The sequence below is a fragment of the bacterium SCSIO 12827 genome (assembly GCA_024397995.1).
Lineage (GTDB): Bacteria > Pseudomonadota > Alphaproteobacteria > Rhodospirillales > Casp-alpha2 > UBA1479.
Window position 1 is genome coordinate 559,455 of the sequence record CP073746.1, and the last position, 17,737, is coordinate 577,191.

The following is a 17,737-nucleotide window of genomic DNA, read 5'->3' on the forward strand; positions in this document are numbered from 1 at the left end:
GCCGTCCAGGGCAGCGGGGTAGAGCACCGCGTCCGCTGCCTCCAGGCGCACGGGCGGATAGCCGAGGGCGAGACCGGACACGGCCGCCCTAGTGGACGTTAGGGGATTTGTAGAAGTCACCGCGCGAACAGGACCGCACGGTGATCGTCGTCAGGTCCCCGTCGCGGTAGATGTTCAGGGGCACGTCGATCCCGGCGTTGCCCAGCGACCACACGCCGCGAAAGAATTCGGCCATGCCTTCGACCGGTTTGTCGTCGACGCCGACCACCAGGTCGCCGGCCTTGAGGCCCGCATCCTCCGCCGGCCCGCCCTGCCAGGTGCCGACGATGACGACACGGCCCATGGTCTCGGCGGTGAAGGTGCCCAGCCAGGGGCGGGGCGGGCGCCCGGTCGTCCCCGTGGTGCGCAGGGTCGGCAGGATCGCCTTCACGATGTCGATGGGCACGATCATGTTGCCCTCACTTTCGCCGCTTTCCTCACCCCGCACGTAAAGCGACCCGATGCCGCGCAGCGTGCCGTCCTCGCCGATCAGCGCCGCCCCGCCCCACAGGGGATGGGCAGGCGCGGTGAAGATGGCATCGTCCAGAAGGTATTCCCAATAGCCCGCGAATTCCTTGCGCGCCGACACGCGGGTCTGCAGCGCATGCGCCCGTCCGCCGCAGCCGGCGACGATCACGTCGTCGCCTGGGATCAGGTCGGCGGAGGATCCCAGTTCGATGGCCGGGGCATCCAGGGGTTGCAGCGCCTGGACCAGGCCGAAGCCCGTTTCCTGATCATAGCCCATGACGTGGCCCTCGGCGGCACGGCCGTCGTTGGTGACCAGCCAGACCCGTTCGGCCTCGACCACCAGATAGCCGATGGTCAGCACCAGGCCCTTGGGGTCGATGACCACGCCATGGCCGCTGCGCTGGGTGCCGAGGGTGCCGGCGGTAAACGCCGTTTCGGGAATTTCCGTGCGCAGGGAAACCACGCTGCGCAGTGCCTTGTCGATGTCGAAGGAAAACCGGTCGTCATCGGGCCGGTACGGCTCGGGGATTTCGGGGTATTCCTGGCGCGGTTCGTCCATGGGGGAATGGTAGTGCAGTTCGCGCGGAAAGGAAATGCGCCGGGCGGAGGAATTTCATCATTTGCGCGATCGTGCGCCCGGGCGTTAGGATTGTGCACAATTTTACCGAGCGAACGGATTGGGAGGATTAGCCACATGGCCCAGGTAATTCAGTTGCACGAAGTTCCGAGCCTGCGAGAAAAAGTCTCGGAAGAAGAATGGGCGCTGCGCGTCGAACTGGCGGCGGTCTATCGCCTGGTCGCGCGGTTCGGCTGGGACGACGGCATCTTCACCCATTCCTCGGTGCGCCTGCCGGGCCGCGACCATCACTTCCTGATCAATCCCTACGGCCATCTGTTTTCCGAGGTCTGCGCCTCCAACCTGGTGAAGATCGATGTCGACGGCAATGTCCTGGACGACAGCCCCTACGAGGTCATCAAGGCAGGGTTCGTGATCCATTCGGCGATTCACATGTCGCGCGGCGACGCCATGTGCGTGATCCATACCCATACCAACGCGGGCATGGCGGTCTCGGCGCAAAAGGACGGATTGCTGCCCCGGAACCAGAAGTCCATGGGGTTCTACAACCGTCTCGCCTATCACGACTATCAGGGCATCTCCAACGATACGGAAGAGCGCGACAGCATCGTCCGCGATCTCGGCAATCATCATTCCATGATCCTGCGCAACCACGGCCTGCTGTGCACGGGGCGGACCATCGCCGAGGCGTTCCAGCACATCCGCTATCTGCAGCACGCCTGTGAGCTTCAATTGATGGCCCAGGCGTCCGGCGCCGAGTTGATCATTCCGCCGAAGGAGGTCTGCGAACATGCGGCCAGCCAGTTCGATGGCGACGGCGGCCCCCGAGGCGGCGATCAGTTCGCGGCCTTCGTGCGCATGCTCGACCGGGAAGAGCCCGACTACAAACACTGATAAGAAACACCACTGAGGCGCGGGGTGCCTGAGAGGGGGGGCGGATTTACAAGTTGCCTCCTTTTTCCCCAATGTCTCCGCGCCTCGGCGGTTTTCTTTATTTTTGTCTGTCCGGATTTCGGTAATGACCTCAAGCGGTTCCGCTGGATCGGTGGAATGTCAAAAGGGCGTCATTTGACATCCGAGGCCGTGACAACTACTTTAAATAAATCAACACCTTAAGACTGTAGCCATTTGGCCCGGCCAAAGATGACCGGGAACAGTGGTATTTTGTCCGTGCCCAACGCTGGGCGACGGAGGCCCGTGATTTCGGCGGGCAGGACGCGCCAATAGCAATAAAGGAGCCGGATACGGCATGTGTGGACTTAGCGGCGAAATCAGATTCGACGACGGCAATGCGGACGCCCGCGCGGTGGCGCGGATGACGGACGCCATGGCGCCCCGGGGTCCTGATGCCTCGGGCCTGTTCCAGCAAAGCCGCTGCGCCTTCGGCCATCGCCGGCTCAAGATCATCGATTTGACGGAAAAGGCGCAGCAGCCCCTGATTGATGCCGAACTGGGCCTGACCATCGCCTTCAACGGCTGTATTTATAATTACAAGGCCCTGCGCGAGGAGCTGATCGCCAAGGGCTACCGTTTCTTTTCCACGGGCGACACCGAAGTGGTGCTCAAGGCCTTTGCCGCCTGGGGCCCCGATTGCGTAAAACGTCTTAACGGGATGTTCGCGTTCGCCATCTATGAGCGCGACACGGGCCGCCTGACCCTGGCCCGCGACCGTCTGGGCATCAAGCCGCTGTACCTTGCGGAAAGCGGCAAGCGGTTGCGCTTCGCCTCGACTTTGCCTGCCCTGCTGGCCGGCGGCGATACGGACACGGACATCGATCCCGTGGGTCTGCACCATTACATGTCGTTTCACGCCGTGGTTCCGGCGCCCTATACGGTCCTGAAGGGCGTGCGCAAACTGCCGCCCGCGACCTATGCGGTGTTCGAGGCCGATGGCACCCGCCGCGACACGACTTACTGGTCCGTCGATTTCACACGCTCCGCCGACGATATGAAATTGTCCGCCGAGGATTGGTGCGATCTGGTTTATGACGCCCTGGCGTTGTCCATCGACCGGCGGCTCGAGGCCGATGTGGACGTCGGCGTGTTGCTGTCGGGCGGGGTCGATTCCTCACTGATCGTCGGCATGTTGGCACGCGCCGGCAAGACGCCGCTGCGTACCTTTTCCGTGGGCTTCGAGGATGCCGGCGGCGAAGCCGGCAACGAATTCAAGTATTCTGACCTGATCGCCAAGGAGTTCGGGACCGAGCATTACAAGATCCACATCGGCGCCAAGCGCCTGATGGATCTTTTGCCGGATACCATCAAGGCGATGTCGGAGCCCATGGTCAGCCATGACAACGTGGGTTTCTTCGCGCTGTCCCAGGAAGTCTCCCAGCATGTGAAGGTGGTGCAGTCGGGCCAGGGTGCGGATGAAATCTTCGGCGGCTATTCCTGGTATCCGCCCTTGATGGATTCCAACGATCCCGTTGGCGATTATGCCCGTGTGTTCCGCGATCGTGATTTCGCGGATTACAAAAAGGCCGTGTCGCCGCAATACCACACGGACCGCGATGAAAGCCTGGCCTTCATCGAACGGAACTTCGCCCAGCCCGGCGCCGACCGTGCCGTGGACAAGGCGCTGCGCATCGATTCAACCATCATGCTGGTCGACGATCCGGTCAAGCGGGTCGATAACATGACCATGGCCTGGGGGCTTGAGGCCCGCGTGCCTTTCCTCGATCACGAACTGGTCGAACTGGCCGGCCGGGTGCCGCCCGAACATAAGGTGCGCGACGGCGGCAAAGGAGTGCTGAAGGACGTCGCCCGCAGGGTCGTCCCGGCCGAGGTGATCGACCGGCCCAAGGGATATTTCCCCGTGCCGGCATTGAAATACATCGAGGGTCCCTACTTGGAAATGGTGCGGGACACATTGGCGTCAAAGCCGGCGCGCGAAAGGTCGCTGTTCGACCGTGGCTATCTCGACATGCTGCTCGACGCGCCCGCCGATCACATCACGCCGCTCAAGGGCTCGAAGCTGTGGCAGGTGGCGCTCATGGAAACCTGGCTGCAGACCCACGGGGTGTGACGGCGTGAACCGGCGAAAGGAAAACCCGGTCATGGAAGATGCGCTTTCCCTGAAGCATTGGGGGACCCCGCCCAAGAACGGCATCGGCACGGTCGGCAAATGCGTCGCCGTGCATTGCGGCTGGGGCCGCGTGCTGTTCGGGCAGACCTTCGACAAGCCGGAATTATTGGCCGGCCGCCTGATGGAGGAAGAGACCGGCGAGCGCGACCTTGCCATCTACGTGCGCGACCCGCATGTCATCCTGTCCATGGCGCCACAGACCCTGTTTATGGACCCGTCGCACAGTTTTCGCCTGAACCTGCGGGAACTGCCGGCCACCGCCCGCGTCGCCGACAGCAACATGATCATCTTCCGGCCTGCCGTGGCCGACGACGAAGCGGCGGTTAACCGCATCTATACCTCACGCGGGATGGTGTCGTTGAAGCCCGGTTATCTGGGGGAACTCGACCACCGGCAATGCGTCACGGTGCTGGTCGCAGAATCGGTCCAGGACGGTGAAATTTTGGGCGTCGTCATGGGGATCGATCACACGATTGCCTTCGATGATCCCGAGGAAGGGTCAAGCCTGTGGGCCCTGGCCGTTGACGGTCAGGCGGCGGTGCCCGCCGTAGGCATTGGCTTGGTGACTGCGCTGGCGGATCATTTCCGCGTCGCCGGGCGCGCATTCATGGATCTGTCCGTGATGCATGACAATACCGAAGCCATCAAGCTTTACGAAAAGACGGGGTTCGAGAGGGTGCCCGTCTATACGGTGAAGAAGAAAAACCCGATCAACGAATCCTTGTTCATCGGCCCGCAGCGGGCTGAAAACCTGAACATCTACGCCAAGATCATCGTCGACGAGGCGCGTCGGCGCGGCATTCACGTGGATATCGAGGATGCGGCGGCGGGCCTGTTTACTCTGACGCTTGGCGGACGGTCCATCGCCTGCCGCGAAAGTCTGAGCGAACTGACTTCCGCCGTCGCCATGAGCCGTTGCGACGACAAGGCGTTGACCCACCGGCTTCTGGCCAAGGCCAATCTGAAAATGCCGGGGCAGGTCAGCCTGCGCAGCCGGGATGACGTGCGGGCGTTTTTGGAGAAGTACGGACGCATCGTCATCAAGCCCGCCCGGGGCGAACAGGGGCAGGGCGTGTTCGTTGATTTGTGTTCCGAGGACGAGGCGATCACGGCCTTCGACGAGGTCCGAGACCAGGTCGACCATGTGATCGGCGAGGAATTCGTCAACGGCCGCGATCTTCGCATCATCGTTATCGGTGACGAGGTCGCCGCCGCCGCCGTGCGTCGGCCGCCACGTATCACCGGCGACGGACAGCACAGCATCCAGGAACTGATTCAGCGCCTGTCGCGCCGCCGGGCCGCCGCCACGGGGGGTGAAAGCCGCATTCCCATCGACGACGAAACCCGGCGTTGTCTGCAGGCTCAGGGCCACGGCATGAATTCCATCCTGGGTGACGGCGTGGTGTTGGAGGTCCGCAAGACCGCCAACCTGCATTGCGGCGGCACCATCCACGATGTGACTGACGAACTGCATCCCGCGCTGCGCGATGCGGCCCTGACGGCGCGTCAGGTTCTGGGCATTCCCGTCGTCGGGTTCGATTTCATGGTTCCCCGCGTGGACGGACCCGACTACCGTATCATCGAAGCCAATGAGCGTCCTGGCCTGGCCAATCACGAGCCGCAGCCGACGGCGCAGAAATTCGTCGATTTCCTGTTCCCCGAAACGCGCCAGGAATTGGTGAAAAATCCCGCAAGCGGGTAAGGAGTAATTGCGTGAAGTACGACCTTTTCATAGACCGCGACTACATGGTCGAAATCCTGGCCAAGCTTTTGGCCACGCCCAGCCCGACCGGCATGACGGACGAAGTCGTCGGCTTGGTCTGCGCGGAACTGAAAGAGCTCGACATTCCGTTCGAGCTGACGCGCCGGGGTGCGATCCGCGCCGACCTGAAAGGCGAGGAAGCCTCGCCCGACCGTGCCATCGCGGCCCATCTCGATACCCTGGGTGCCATGGTCAAGGGATTCCGCCTGGGTGGGCGGTTGGAAGTCGTGCCGATCGGCCATTGGTCGTCCCGTTTTGCCGAGGGCGCGCGCTGCACCGTCCATTCCGACGGTGGGCGGACCTTCCGCGGCACCATCCTGCCGGCCAAGGCATCGGGTCATACCTATAACGAAGCGATCGACACCCAGCCCACGGAATGGTCGGAGGTTGAATTGCGCCTGGATGAACGGGTTGGCTACGAACACGAGGTACGGGCTCTCGGCATCAACGTGGGCGACACGATTTCCATCGACCCGATGACCGAATTCATGCCCAACGGTTTCGTGTTTTCGCGCCATCTGGACGATAAGGCCGGGGTTGCGGCGCTGTTGGCGGCGGCGCGGGCAGTCAAGCGTGCGGGCACGGTCCTGCCCATTGATTGCCATCTGCTGTTCACCATCACGGAAGAAGTCGGCGTCGGTGCCTCCGCCGTGCTGCACGGCGACGTGGCGGAGCTTGTGTCCATCGACAACGGCACCATCGCGCCGGGCCAGCACACGTCCGAATACGGCGTGACCATCGCCATGCAGGATTCCTCGGGGCCTTTCGACTGGCACTTGTCGCGCTCCCTGATCGACATGTGCGTCGGCCACGGGATCGAACATTCCCGCGATGTGTTCCGTTTCTACCGCTCCGACGCGGCGGCGGCGTTGGAAGCCGGAAATGACATCCGTACGGCGCTGCTGTGCTTCGCCCTGGACGCGTCGCACGGATATGAGCGCACGCACCTTGATTCGGTCATGGCGCTGACGCGTCTCCTGACCCTCTACATGCAGTCCAAGCCGATGTTCCTGCGTGACAAGGACGCGCTCGGGCCGCTCGGTGATCTGCCGGCGACGGAACGGGACAAGCCCGCGAAGGCGGCCGAGTAGGGGCTTGCCGGAATGGCCTGCCTGGGCGAGACTGATCCCCGAACATTTCTGGAATGGAAATTCCTAAATAATGAGGACGGGGGGAACATGGCGCAGGGCATGGTGGTCGCACCGCAGCCGGAACCGGTCGAGGTCGGCGCGGAAATATTGAGATCGGGCGGTAATGCCGTGGATGCCGCCGTCGCGACGGCCCTGGCCCAGACGGTGGTCGACCCCTTCATGTGCGGCATCGCCGGCTTCGGTTCCATGCATCTTTACCTGCCGTCCGTCGGCCAGCACCTGTGCCTGGATTTCCACGCCCGTGCACCCGGCGCCGTTACCGACACCATGTGGGAAGCTCTTCTGGAGCAAGAGGCCGAAGACGGCTTCGGCTTCATTCTGAAAGGCCGTGTCAACGAGGTCGGCTATCAGGCCATCGCCACGCCGGAGACGCTCCGCGCCCTTGATACCGCGCTCACGCGGTTCGGCACGCGCTCGCTTTCCGATTTGTTGCAGCCGGCCATTGCCTTGGCGCGGGACGGCTACATGATCCGCCCGCACATGCACCGTTTTTGGACGCAGGAAGAACCGGCGGGCCGGGTGCAGCACATCGAATATCTGCGCGCCAGCCCGGCCACGGCCAAGACCTACCTGAACGCCGACGGCAGCCTGAAGACGCCGGGCATGACCATCACCAACCCGGACATGGCGCGGACCCTGATGCGCATCGCCGAACACGGCGCCGATGATTTCTACAATGGGGAGATCGCGGGCAAAATCGCTTCCGACATGGCGGCCAATGGCGGGTTGATCTCGGCCGCCGACCTCGCCAACTGCGGGCCTGAGGAAACGCAACCCCTGTGGACCGAGTACCGGGGGCTCCGGATCTCGTCCTGCCCGCCGCCGGGCGGCGGAGTCATGGTCCTGCAGATGCTGAACATCCTGGAAAACTTCGACCTGGCGGCCATGGGCCACAATTCCCCCGATTATATCCGCACGGGCGCCGAGGCTATGAAGATTTCCACCGTCGACAAGGATCGTTGCGTCGGCGACCCACGGTTTGTCGACGTGCCGGTGGCGCACCTGCTGGACAAGGGATATGCAGCGGAATGCGCGGCGCGCATCAAGGCGGGCGAGGTCACCCATGTGCCGCGCGTCGGCCGCGACAAGGAAAGCAAGGACACGACGCATCTGTGTGTCATCGACAGCGCGGGCGACTGCGTCAGCCTGACCCATTCGTTGGGCATGCCGTCGGGCGTGACCACGGATGGTCTCGGCTTCATCTATAACGGCTGTATGGGTGTGTTCGACCCCCGGCCTGGGCAGGTCGGCTCCCTCGCTCCCGGAAAGGCGCGGTTTACTTCCATGGCGCCGAGCATCGTGTTCGAGGGCGATCGGCCCCGCTTCATCGTCGGCGCGCCCGGCGGCACCTACATCGCCATGGGTGTGCTGCAGGCGGTCCTCAACCACGTGGATTTCGGCATGGACGCGCAGCAGGCCGTATCGGCCCCCCGGTTCTCGGCGACCAGCGACATCATCGAAATCGTCAACCGCATCCCCCGTGGGGTCGAGGCCGGCCTCAACGGGCAGGGCTATCGCACCCGGCGCTATCCCATCAATTTCCACTTCGCGGGCGTGCATGCCATCCGTCTACAGGACGGCCGGGTCGACGGCGGCGCCGACCCGGGCCGCGACGGCATGGCGATGGCGGTCTAGGGCGTCTCTGCATTCTCCGTGCCCGGCGGTTTCGCCAGGGCGGCATCTCCTCACGATATCTTGAGAACGGCCAAGGGCCTTGGGTTTCTGCCGTTTAATAAATACATAAAAAATATGTATGAAAAATATGAATTACATTTCAGTTGACGAGATTATGAATTTGAACCACATTTCATTTGTGGATACTTAAAAAATCCACAACAAATTTTTGTTAAATATGTGCCGGCTCGGAATTCCCCTGGATTTCCGCCCCGGCCATGCGCAGGACAAGGCGAAGACGACCCATGCGGCAGTTTCCCATCTTCTTGACGGTGCAAGACCGGCCCGTGCTGATCGCCGGCGGCGGCGAGGCGGCGGCGCGCAAGCTGCGCCTGCTGCTGAAGGCGGATGCATGGGTCACCGTCGTTGCCCCTGACGCCAATGACGAAATCCTCGATCTTTTCGAAGCGGGCGACATCGACTGGCAGGCCCGGGCCTTCCAGCCCGAAGATCTTGCCGGTGTGGTTCTGGCCTACGGCGCCACGGGTATTGACGCCGTCGATCGCCAGGTTGCCGCCGCCGGCCGCAAGGCCGGCGTGCCCGTCAACGTGGTCGACCGGCCGGAATTGTCCAGTTTCATCACCCCGGCGATCATCGAACGGGACGCCATCACCGTGGCCGTGTCATCTGGCGGCACCGCGCCCGTGCTGGCGCGGGGGATCAAGGCGGCCATCGAACGCCTGCTGCATCCCAACCTGGGTGCCCTGGCCCTGTTCACCGAACGGTTCCGGGGGGCGGTGAAGGCCGTGGTGCCCGCAGGCCGGGCGCGTCTGCGCTTCTGGGACGCCTTCTTCGACGGGCCCATCGCCGCCCGCGTGCTGGCCGGGGACGAAACCGGGGCGGCGGAAGACATGCTGTCCTACGTCAACAGACGGGGCCGCGAACAGGACGGCATCGTCCATATCGTCGGCGCCGGGCCGGGGGCGGCGGACCTCATCACCCTGCGCGGTCAGCGGCTGTTGGAACAGGCCGACGTCATCGTCCATGACCGTCTGGTGGGCGACGGCGTGCTTGATCTTGCGCGCCGTGACGCGGCACGCATCGACGTGGGCAAGGCACCAGGCCGACACCCGGTGCCCCAGGATAAAATCAACGACATCCTCATCGCCGAGGCGCGCCTGGGCAAACGGGTGGTTCGCCTGAAGGGCGGCGACCCCTTCGTGTTCGGGCGCGGCGGGGAGGAGCTTCAGGTCCTCAACGCCGCCGGCATCCGGGCAGAGATCGTGCCCGGCATCACCGCCGCCACGGCCTGCGCCGCGGCCACCGGCATTCCCCTGACCCATCGGGGCCATGCCTCGGCCGTCACCTTCGTGACCGGCCATAAGGGCGACGGCGAGGCGCCGGACGTCGACTGGGCGGCGCTTGCCCGTTCGGGCGCCACGCTGGCGATCTATATGGGCATCGGCGGAGCCGGCGTCATCGCGAATGATCTGTCCCGCCATGGCTTGGCCGATACACCGGTCGCGGTGATCGAAAACGGCACCCGCCCGGACCAGCGGGTTTTCATCGGCCAAGTCCATGGCCTCGATGCCCTGGTGCGGGCGAACGGAATCACCGGGCCGGCCTTGATCGTCATCGGCGATGTCGCAGCCTTGACCGATGTGTCCACCGTAACCGGGGGGCAGGTGCCCCTCGCCGCTGCAATGTGATTTGGAAATTAGGAACGGAACAATGGTGCAACAGGTTGTCACGGGTAACCGTCTTGCCGATGGCGTCGTCATCTACCTTGGCCAGGACGGGGGGTGGACGCCCAAGATCGACGCGGCCCGCGTTGCCGTGGACGAGGACGAGGCCAAGCTTTTGGAGGATATCGCCAAGGCGGCGGAGAAAGCCCGCATGGTGGTCGGCCCCTATCTGGTCGAGGTCACGGATGCGGAGGGCGCGGTGACGCCCGTGCGCTACCGCGAACGTCTGCGTGCCTACGGTCCTTCCGTTCATCCCGAATTCGGCCGTGCCGATGTGCCGGACCACCTTCGCATGGGCTCGGAAGCTGAATACGTGCACATGAACGGCGTCGCCGGCTGAAGTGCTGCCGGCAACCGTATTCGCAAGGAAAGAAGAAACGACATGTACCGCTACGATGAATTCGACCATGCCATGGTCAAGGACCGGGTCGAGCAGTTCCGTGGTCAGATCGCCCGCCGCATGGCCGGTGAGATGACCGAAGAACAGTTCCGCCCGCTGCGCCTGCAGAACGGGCTCTACCTGCAGCTTCACGCCTATATGCTGCGGGTCGCCATCCCGTATGGCCAGCTCAATGCCGTTCAGATGCGCAAGCTGGCCCATATCGCGCGGACATACGACAAGGGCTACGGCCATTTCACGACGCGCCAGAACATCCAGTACAACTGGCCCAAGCTGAGCCAGGTCGCCGACATCCTGGACGAGTTGGCGAGCGTCGAGATGCACGCGATCCAGACGTCCGGCAACTGCATCCGCAACACCACCGCAGACCAGTACGCGGGCGTGACGGCGGACGAGATCGAAGATCCCCGCATCTATGCCGAGATCATCCGCCAGTGGTCGACCTTCCACCCGGAATTCACCTTCCTGCCGCGCAAGTTCAAGATCGCCGTGTCGGGTGCCGTGGGCGCGGACCGCGCCGCCGTGCGTTTCCACGATATCGGCCTGTTCATCGTGAAGAACGACGCGGGCGAGGTCGGGTTCGAAGTTTGGGTCGGCGGCGGCTTGGGCCGCACGCCCATGATCGGCAAGAAAATCCGCGGCTTCGTCGCCAAGGCCGACCTGCTCGCCTATCTGGAAGCGGTGCTTCGCGTCTACAACATGCTTGGCCGGCGCGACAACATGTACAAGGCGCGGGTGAAGATTTTGGTTCATGAAACGGGAACCGAGGAATTCACCCGTCTGGTCGAAAAGGAATTCGAGGACACCCAAGGCGGTGCGCTTGATTTGCCGGCTGCGGAAATTGATCGCATCGCCGATTATTTCCAGCCACCGGCCTATGAGGCGCTGTCGGACGATCCGCCGGCCCTGACCGCCCGCCGGTTCGAGGACAAGGGTTTCAACAACTGGGTGCGCGTCAACGTCGCCCGTCACAAGGTGGCGGGTTACGCCATCGCCAACATTTCGTTAAAGCCCGTGGGCGTGCCGCCGGGCGATGTGACGGCGGATCAGATGGACGCCGTGGCGGATATCGCCGAGACCTTTTCGTTGGGCGGCATCCGGGTAACCCACGAACAGAATCTGGTGCTGCCCGATGTCCGCCAAGACCAGCTGTACGACCTGTGGCTGGCGCTGCGCGAGCAGGGCCTGGCCGACGCCAACCTGGACCATATCGGCGATATGATCTGCTGCCCGGGGCTGGATTATTGCTCGCTCGCCAATGCGCGCTCCATCCCCATCGCCGAGCGGATCAGCCAGCGGTTCGCCGATCTGGACCGCCAGTACGACATCGGCGAATTGCGTTTGAAAATTTCCGGCTGCATCAATGCCTGCGGTCATCACCACGTCGGCCATATCGGCATCCTGGGCGTCGACCGCAAGGATCAGGAGTACTACCAGATCACCCTGGGCGGTGCGCCCGGCGAGGATGCGGCCATCGGCACCAAGGTGGGTGCCGCCTTTTCCGCCGCCGAAATCGTCGATGCGGTCGAAACCGTGGTGAATACCTATCTCGCCCTCCGACAGCCGAAGGAACGGTTCATCGATACCTTCCGCCGGGTCGGTGACGCCCCCTTCAAGGAGAGCCTCTATGACAAAGCTGCTTAAGGACGGGACCGTTACCAACGATCCCTGGATTCACGTCGCCGACGGGGATGCGGTTCCGGAATCGGGTCCCGTGATCGTCACCCTGGCCCGTTGGCAGGCGGAACACAACTCGCTCGCCGGGCGCGCGGACGGTCTGGGCATTCGCCTGGAAAGCGGCCAGTCGCCTGAAGTGATCAAGGACGACCTTGCTCACTTCGCCGTGGTGGCGTTGGCGTTTCCCAAGTTCGCCGACGGCAGGGCCTATTCCCATGCCCGCATGCTGAAGGATCGGTTGGATTACACGGGCGAGGTGCGGGCCGTGGGTGACGTGCTGCGCGACCAATACCGGGCCATGCACCGCTGCGGGTTCGACGCCCTGGAAATTTCAGGTAACCATCCGGCGGACAAACTAGAAGCCGATTGGCGGGCGGCCCTTGGTGAGTTGCGGCACGCCTATCAGCCGGCACTGCGCGGCCCGGAGCCGGTCCTGCATCAGCGCCACCGGGCCGTCGCGGCATAACGGATGTCGCTTTAGGGGAAGTGGGTCAGCCCACGGCCTGAAGTTCGGCGCGCCAGACGACTTCATATACCGGCACGGGCTTCTCGATGCCCTTCATATCGAAGTTGCCGGCATCGCGGAACTGAATCGCATGGCCGGTCACCAGGTCGCGAACCGATTGGGTGATGAAGATCTGTTCGGCGTCTGCCTTGTCGCACACGCGGGCGGACAGCTGCACCGTGGTGCCGAAGAAATCGTCTTCTTCCTGAACCGCGGCACCGGCGTTGAGCCCGATGCGCACCTTGACCGGCACATTGCCTTGCGTACCGTTGTGTTTGGCCAGTTCCTGCTGAATCACCATGGTCGAGGCGACGGCGTTGGCGGCGTTTGAGAACACGGCCATGATGCCGTCGCCGGTGTGTTTGACCTCGCGCCCATGATAGGCGGCAAGGGCGTTGCGCACGATGGCGTTATGGGTGCGCACGACCTGCTGGGCGCCCAGGTCGCCCAGTTCCTGGGTCATTTTGGTCGATCCCACCAAATCCGTGAACATGACCACGACGACGCCCTGGGCCGTGGCCTTCGCCGCTTTGTTGGAGATAAAGCTTTCAAGAACCGACGGCAGTTCGCCGAAGGCCTTGACGTCGCCATCGATGAAGCGCTGCATGGCCGAACGGCCGGCGTCGATCATGGCGCGGCTTTTCGAATCCTTCTCGTACTCGGCGAACTTGTCGCAGAACGGTCCGGCCATGGCCTTCTTGGTGCCGATGGCGACAATGGCCTCGGTAATCATGCCGTTGCGTTGTGCGCCTTCAAGGCCGCTGTGCTTGGCAAGCTGGTCACCAGCTCCGGCGAGGTACAGGTTCAGCCCGAACTTGCCCAGCTTGTCGAGCTTGGCCAATTGGCTGCGGATCGCCCCCAAGGCAAGCTCCAGGAATTTGAGCATGGCCTTACGCGGCTCCGTCGGCACGTTTTCCGGGGGATAATCCAGACCGGATGACATCGTCGCGGCACTGCTATCGGCGGCGGCAGCCTCGTCTTCCAGGGCCCCCATGGGATCTTCGTCAAGGGCGTCCTCGCGCCAGCTGCCGAGACCGGAATCGTAGGCATCGAACTCGTCATCGTCCTGTCCGCTGTTTCGCGCGTCCTGGAAATACTGGGTCAGGGTTTCGATATCGCCTTCCTTAAGGAGAATTTTGCCCAGGATCAGGGCGGCGATGGCAAAGCCAAGGACATATCCCGCGATCATGAAGCCCGGAATGTCGAAGCCGGAGGCCACCAGCTTCCTGTGCAGGATATCGAGCGGAATTTTCCCGGCGAACGTGATGACCGCCGTGATGATGAAGACCGTGACCAGGCGCGTGCCGACGGCAATCAGGGGCGTTTTCGGGGGTTTTCCGGCTTCTGCCTCGCGTAGGGCGGCTTCTTCGGCGGCTTTCTTGACCGAATGGCTCCCACCGATGGCGCCCGTCGCTTCAAGATGCTGTTTGGCGATTTTTTTATAGGCTTCGCCCGCACTTTCGGCGCCGCCCTTGCGCTTTTTCCGGCGTTTCTTCCCGGAGGCCTCGTTGCTGTCGGCGCCGCTAGCCCGGCCGCCGCTAGCTCGGCCGCCGCTTTCGCGGCCATTCTCACTGCCGCCACCATCACTACCGCCGTTGCTTCCGCCACCGCTTCCGCGTGGCTTGCTTTTTCCGGCCCGGGGAATTCCGGTCATCCAGGCAATCGTTTCTTGCGGCGGGCGGCCGTCGGGGTAGGTGCGCCGGTTCATCAGGCGCACGGCTTGCCATTTCGCTTGGTCGTCAGCGTCGTGCGCGGCGGTCAGGGCCTCGAACTCATCCGTTTCGGCCCACTCGCCCTGGTGCACCCAATCACCCTCGGGCGCGCGGCAATAAAGCACGAACGTCGTCGTGTATACGACCCTAGCGGCAGCCAACGATGCAGCTCCTGTTCCGTACAAACACCACAAAACCCCCACGGCGCCGCAGCGACATTCGCGCGCCGAAACTGTATTCTAGGCAAGTTGACGCCAAGTATGGCATTCAACACCTTGGATTTGTACAGATTATCAACGGTGAACCAATGATTTGTTCGCTGTTGGTCCAATGCCCGGTATGAGGGTGTCCGTGCAAGGGGGGGCGATGAACAGGCATGCGGCGGATTTATCCTTAATTGTACCCATCGCCGTGGGGCTTTGGGGCCTGGGCCAGTTATGTCACCCCGCGGTTGCCGCACCGGCGCCGGATGCCGTGGGGGTACTTGCCGCCGTTTGCCCCTTGAAACTCACCGATACGGCCGGCCTGCGCCGCGTGTTGACGGGTGGTCGCCTGCTTGAGGCGCGCCTGGATGGGCCCGTGGGTAAACCCTTCAGGGCTGTGCATCGCATCCTCATGCCGGAGGGCGGGGAATGGGTGGTCAACCGACTGTCGCCCGGCGGCCGCCTGCGCCGCATCAGCCTGGAATGGCACGCCCCGGCACCGGGCGGCACCCGTCCCGTCATCGCCGTCAACGCCTCGGGCGATTGTCGGGTGACCGAGGGCCGCCGCCTGATCTACGATTCCGATGGCCACGCGGAAACACTTGAAGTCCTGTCCGCCGGTTTGGCCGAGGTGGTGTTCCGCGAAGCCCTGAACCCGCCCGTCCCGTCCGGTCGGCCGACAGCGCAAGAGGCCGTGCGCGTCGCCGTCATCGACACGGGCGTCAATTACACCCTGCCGCTGTTTCGGGGGCGCTTGGCGCGGGATGATGCCGGGAACTTTCTGGGATACGATTTTTGGGACATGGACGCGCGTCCGTTCGATCTGGATACCGCGCGTTCGCCGTTCTTTCCCCTGCACCACGGTACGGCGGTGACCTCGATCATTCTGCGTGAAGCGCCCGAGGCGGTGATCCTGCCCTACCGCTACCCGCGCCCGGATATGACCCGGTTCGGGGACCTGGTCGCCCGTGCCGATGCGGCGGGGGCGGTGATCGTCAATATGGCCATGGGTTCCAACGCCGAAGCGGACTGGCGGGCGTTCGCCGAGGCGGCGAAGGCGCGGCTCCATATGCTGTTCATCGTGTCCGCCGGCAACGACGGCCGCGATCTGGACAAGGTGCCGGTTTTCCCTGCCGCCCTCGGCCTCGATAATATCCTGACCGTGACCTCCGCCGATGCCGATGGCCGCCTGGCCCGGGGGTCCAATTGGGGGGGCATGCACGTCGATGTCATGGTGCCGGGCGAACAGGTTGCGGTGACGGACCACCGGGGGGCGGCGGGCAAGGCGTCCGGATCGTCCTTCGCCGTGCCCCGGGTCACCGCCCTGGCGGCGCGGCTACTGGCCAAGCATCCCGACTGGCGGGGGCCCGAGTTGAAGGCGGCGATCCTCAAGCGCGCGCGCAAGCCGTTCGGCGGCGATGCCCCCTTGCTGCGCCATGGCTGGATCCCCGACCCGACGGACGATTACGAAGGCTGACGTAAACCCCGCACGGGGTTTACTTCGTCGGCCCACTTCCGCGCCGGGGCGGTGGCGGTTGCTGCATGAAACGTTCCGCCACGGGTTTCAGTTGCGGATGATGTTCCAGCAGAAGCGCATAGGCCTTTTGCGCCAGGACGTCGTCCCCACCCCATTTCCCCGCCTGGATCGCCAGGCGCAACACCTGGGGGTCCGTCGGGAGGGCCTTTATCAACGCTCTCAGGTGGGGAATTTCATCCTCATAACGTTGCGCCACATGCAGGGAAATGGCCATGGACAGCCGCGTGTTCAGGCCGTTGGGGTCCTGCTCCAGGGACTTGCTGAACAGGTCGAGGGCTTGGTCGAGGAATTGCTGGCGGCCGAGCGTGCGGCCCGCGTCGTCGTATAGCTGGCGGTTTCCCGTGGCGAGACATTGCGTATAGAGAAAATCCACGTTGCTGGGCGCCATGTGCTGGTCGCCGCCGCGCACGGCGTCAAGGGCCTCGGAACATTTGCGGTAGGCGAGACCGATGCGGGCACTGGGCAGTGCCTGATCAGGGCTGGACTGGGTCTTCAGTTTGGCGATCTCAGCGATCGGGATGGCCTCGTTGCGGCCCTCGCCGCCCGACGTGATGATCGCCACCAATGAACCGTCACGGGCGAACAGGGCGCCGCCGGAATTGCCCGGCTGGCTGCGTGCCGAATGGTGGACGCGGGCCAACGGCTTGTCGGCTGGCGGCACGGCGACCACACGGCCAGGCAGATAGGCGCGAATGGTTCCCCGGCCCACGTCGGCGCCGACCGCGTAGACCTGCTGATCAATCTCGGCGGCGCCGATGGTCAGAGGTTGCTGCACCACCAAGCCCTCCAGACGAAGCAGGATCAGATCACCGGGATAGGTTGTCGGCACCACGTCGGCGATGCGCTGACTGCCGTCGGACATGAAGACCTGGGCCCGGGGGTTGTCGGCAACGACATGCCGGTTGGTGACGAGAAGCCCCGGTTCGATCAGCACGGCGCTGCCGACCGGGTCGTAGGACGAAATGGCGAATACCCGCGCCGATGCCTGGCATACAGCCGTTGGTGCCTTGCACCCCGGCGCCGGGCGCTGGGCCTGGGCAGGGGGCCAGGCGAACGCCAGAACGGTCAGGAAAATCAATACGAAGCGGATCATTTGGAAGCCCTGGGACATGCGAATGCGATGCCGGATTCCGGCGGACCTGTCAATCATACGGGGCCTTCGGCTTTTATTGTAATGCAAAATATTAAAAATTGAGACGATATTCTATTGATTTATGTTGAAATGATGCCTGCATTGCGTATGATCAGGGCGACGGTGCGAA

13 protein-coding genes are annotated in these 17,737 nt (G+C 63.6%); 10 read left to right on the forward strand and 3 right to left on the reverse strand.

What is annotated here, in order from left to right; genetic code table 11:
- Positions 1 to 88: 88 nt before the first annotated feature.
- Positions 89 to 1,066, reverse strand: coding sequence for a serine protease (locus KFF05_02640; protein ID UTW52294.1), 978 nt, complete (start codon positions 1,064 to 1,066; stop codon positions 89 to 91).
- Positions 1,067 to 1,201: 135 nt separating this feature from the next.
- On the opposite strand from KFF05_02640, the gene KFF05_02645 reads away from it, so the two are divergent.
- The 9 genes from KFF05_02645 (at position 1,202) to KFF05_02685 (ending at position 12,984) form a co-directional block, all read left to right on the forward strand.
- Complete coding sequence (locus KFF05_02645) at positions 1,202 to 1,978, forward strand: class II aldolase/adducin family protein (protein ID UTW52295.1); 777 nt, start codon at positions 1,202 to 1,204, stop codon at positions 1,976 to 1,978.
- 355 nt (positions 1,979 to 2,333) lie between these two features.
- The gene (locus KFF05_02650) at positions 2,334 to 4,109 is read left to right on the forward strand and encodes an N-acetylglutaminylglutamine amidotransferase (protein ID UTW52296.1); all 1,776 of its coding nucleotides are present in this window, start codon (positions 2,334 to 2,336) and stop codon (positions 4,107 to 4,109) included.
- Between the two features lie 31 nt (positions 4,110 to 4,140).
- Positions 4,141 to 5,871: an N-acetylglutaminylglutamine synthetase gene (gene ngg, locus KFF05_02655; GenBank protein ID UTW52297.1), complete on the forward strand. Its 1,731-nt coding sequence runs from the start codon at positions 4,141 to 4,143 to the stop codon at positions 5,869 to 5,871.
- 44 nt (positions 5,872 to 5,915) lie between these two features.
- Positions 5,916 to 7,022 carry an osmoprotectant NAGGN system M42 family peptidase gene (locus KFF05_02660; GenBank protein UTW53555.1) on the forward strand — a complete coding sequence of 369 codons (1,107 nt, stop codon included), beginning with the start codon at positions 5,916 to 5,918 and terminating at the stop codon, positions 7,020 to 7,022.
- A 99-nt stretch (positions 7,023 to 7,121) separates the two neighbouring features.
- Positions 7,122 to 8,717 carry a gamma-glutamyltransferase gene (ggt, locus tag KFF05_02665; GenBank protein UTW53556.1) on the forward strand — a complete coding sequence of 532 codons (1,596 nt, stop codon included), beginning with the start codon at positions 7,122 to 7,124 and terminating at the stop codon, positions 8,715 to 8,717.
- Between the two features lie 284 nt (positions 8,718 to 9,001).
- Positions 9,002 to 10,405 carry a uroporphyrinogen-III C-methyltransferase gene (cobA, locus tag KFF05_02670; protein UTW52298.1) on the forward strand — a complete coding sequence of 468 codons (1,404 nt, stop codon included), beginning with the start codon at positions 9,002 to 9,004 and terminating at the stop codon, positions 10,403 to 10,405.
- Between the two features lie 22 nt (positions 10,406 to 10,427).
- Positions 10,428 to 10,781, forward strand: a complete 354-nt coding sequence (locus KFF05_02675; GenBank protein UTW52299.1) for a DUF2849 domain-containing protein — start codon at positions 10,428 to 10,430, stop codon at positions 10,779 to 10,781.
- Positions 10,782 to 10,823: 42 nt separating this feature from the next.
- A complete protein-coding gene (locus KFF05_02680; GenBank protein ID UTW52300.1) occupies positions 10,824 to 12,485 on the forward strand; it encodes a nitrite/sulfite reductase in 1,662 nt (553 codons plus the stop codon).
- Positions 12,469 to 12,984, forward strand: coding sequence for a DUF934 domain-containing protein (locus KFF05_02685; protein ID UTW52301.1), 516 nt, complete (start codon positions 12,469 to 12,471; stop codon positions 12,982 to 12,984). Before KFF05_02680 ends, KFF05_02685 begins: the two co-directional genes overlap by 17 nt.
- A gap of 25 nt (positions 12,985 to 13,009) precedes the next feature.
- Here KFF05_02685 and KFF05_02690 read toward each other — a convergent pair whose 3' ends face one another.
- A complete protein-coding gene (locus KFF05_02690) occupies positions 13,010 to 14,896 on the reverse strand; it encodes an adenylate/guanylate cyclase domain-containing protein (GenBank protein UTW52302.1) in 1,887 nt (628 codons plus the stop codon).
- A gap of 340 nt (positions 14,897 to 15,236) precedes the next feature.
- Here KFF05_02690 and KFF05_02695 point away from each other — a divergent pair, with 340 nt between their 5' ends.
- Positions 15,237 to 16,415: a S8 family serine peptidase gene (locus KFF05_02695; GenBank protein ID UTW52303.1), complete on the forward strand. Its 1,179-nt coding sequence runs from the start codon at positions 15,237 to 15,239 to the stop codon at positions 16,413 to 16,415.
- A gap of 19 nt (positions 16,416 to 16,434) precedes the next feature.
- Here KFF05_02695 and KFF05_02700 read toward each other — a convergent pair whose 3' ends face one another.
- Positions 16,435 to 17,568 carry a trypsin-like peptidase domain-containing protein gene (locus KFF05_02700; GenBank protein UTW52304.1) on the reverse strand — a complete coding sequence of 378 codons (1,134 nt, stop codon included), beginning with the start codon at positions 17,566 to 17,568 and terminating at the stop codon, positions 16,435 to 16,437.
- Positions 17,569 to 17,737 lie beyond the last annotated feature (169 nt).

Bases quoted from the DNA above. Each gene is read 5' to 3' on its own strand.
- cobA (UTW52298.1), top strand. From the start codon at position 9,002: ATGCGGCAGTTTCCCATCTTCTTGACGGTGCAAGACCGGCCCGTGCTG.
- KFF05_02675 (UTW52299.1), top strand. From the start codon at position 10,428: ATGGTGCAACAGGTTGTCACGGGTAACCGTCTTGCCGATGGCGTCGTC.
- KFF05_02650 (UTW52296.1), top strand. From the start codon at position 2,334: ATGTGTGGACTTAGCGGCGAAATCAGATTCGACGACGGCAATGCGGAC.
- KFF05_02660 (UTW53555.1), top strand. From the start codon at position 5,916: ATGGTCGAAATCCTGGCCAAGCTTTTGGCCACGCCCAGCCCGACCGGC.
- KFF05_02645 (UTW52295.1), top strand. From the start codon at position 1,202: ATGGCCCAGGTAATTCAGTTGCACGAAGTTCCGAGCCTGCGAGAAAAA.
- KFF05_02680 (UTW52300.1), top strand. From the start codon at position 10,824: ATGTACCGCTACGATGAATTCGACCATGCCATGGTCAAGGACCGGGTC.
- KFF05_02640 (UTW52294.1), bottom strand. From the start codon at position 1,066: ATGGACGAACCGCGCCAGGAATACCCCGAAATCCCCGAGCCGTACCGG.
- KFF05_02685 (UTW52301.1), top strand. From the start codon at position 12,469: ATGACAAAGCTGCTTAAGGACGGGACCGTTACCAACGATCCCTGGATT.
- KFF05_02700 (UTW52304.1), bottom strand. From the start codon at position 17,568: ATGATCCGCTTCGTATTGATTTTCCTGACCGTTCTGGCGTTCGCCTGG.
- ngg (UTW52297.1), top strand. From the start codon at position 4,141: ATGGAAGATGCGCTTTCCCTGAAGCATTGGGGGACCCCGCCCAAGAAC.
- ggt (UTW53556.1), top strand. From the start codon at position 7,122: ATGGTGGTCGCACCGCAGCCGGAACCGGTCGAGGTCGGCGCGGAAATA.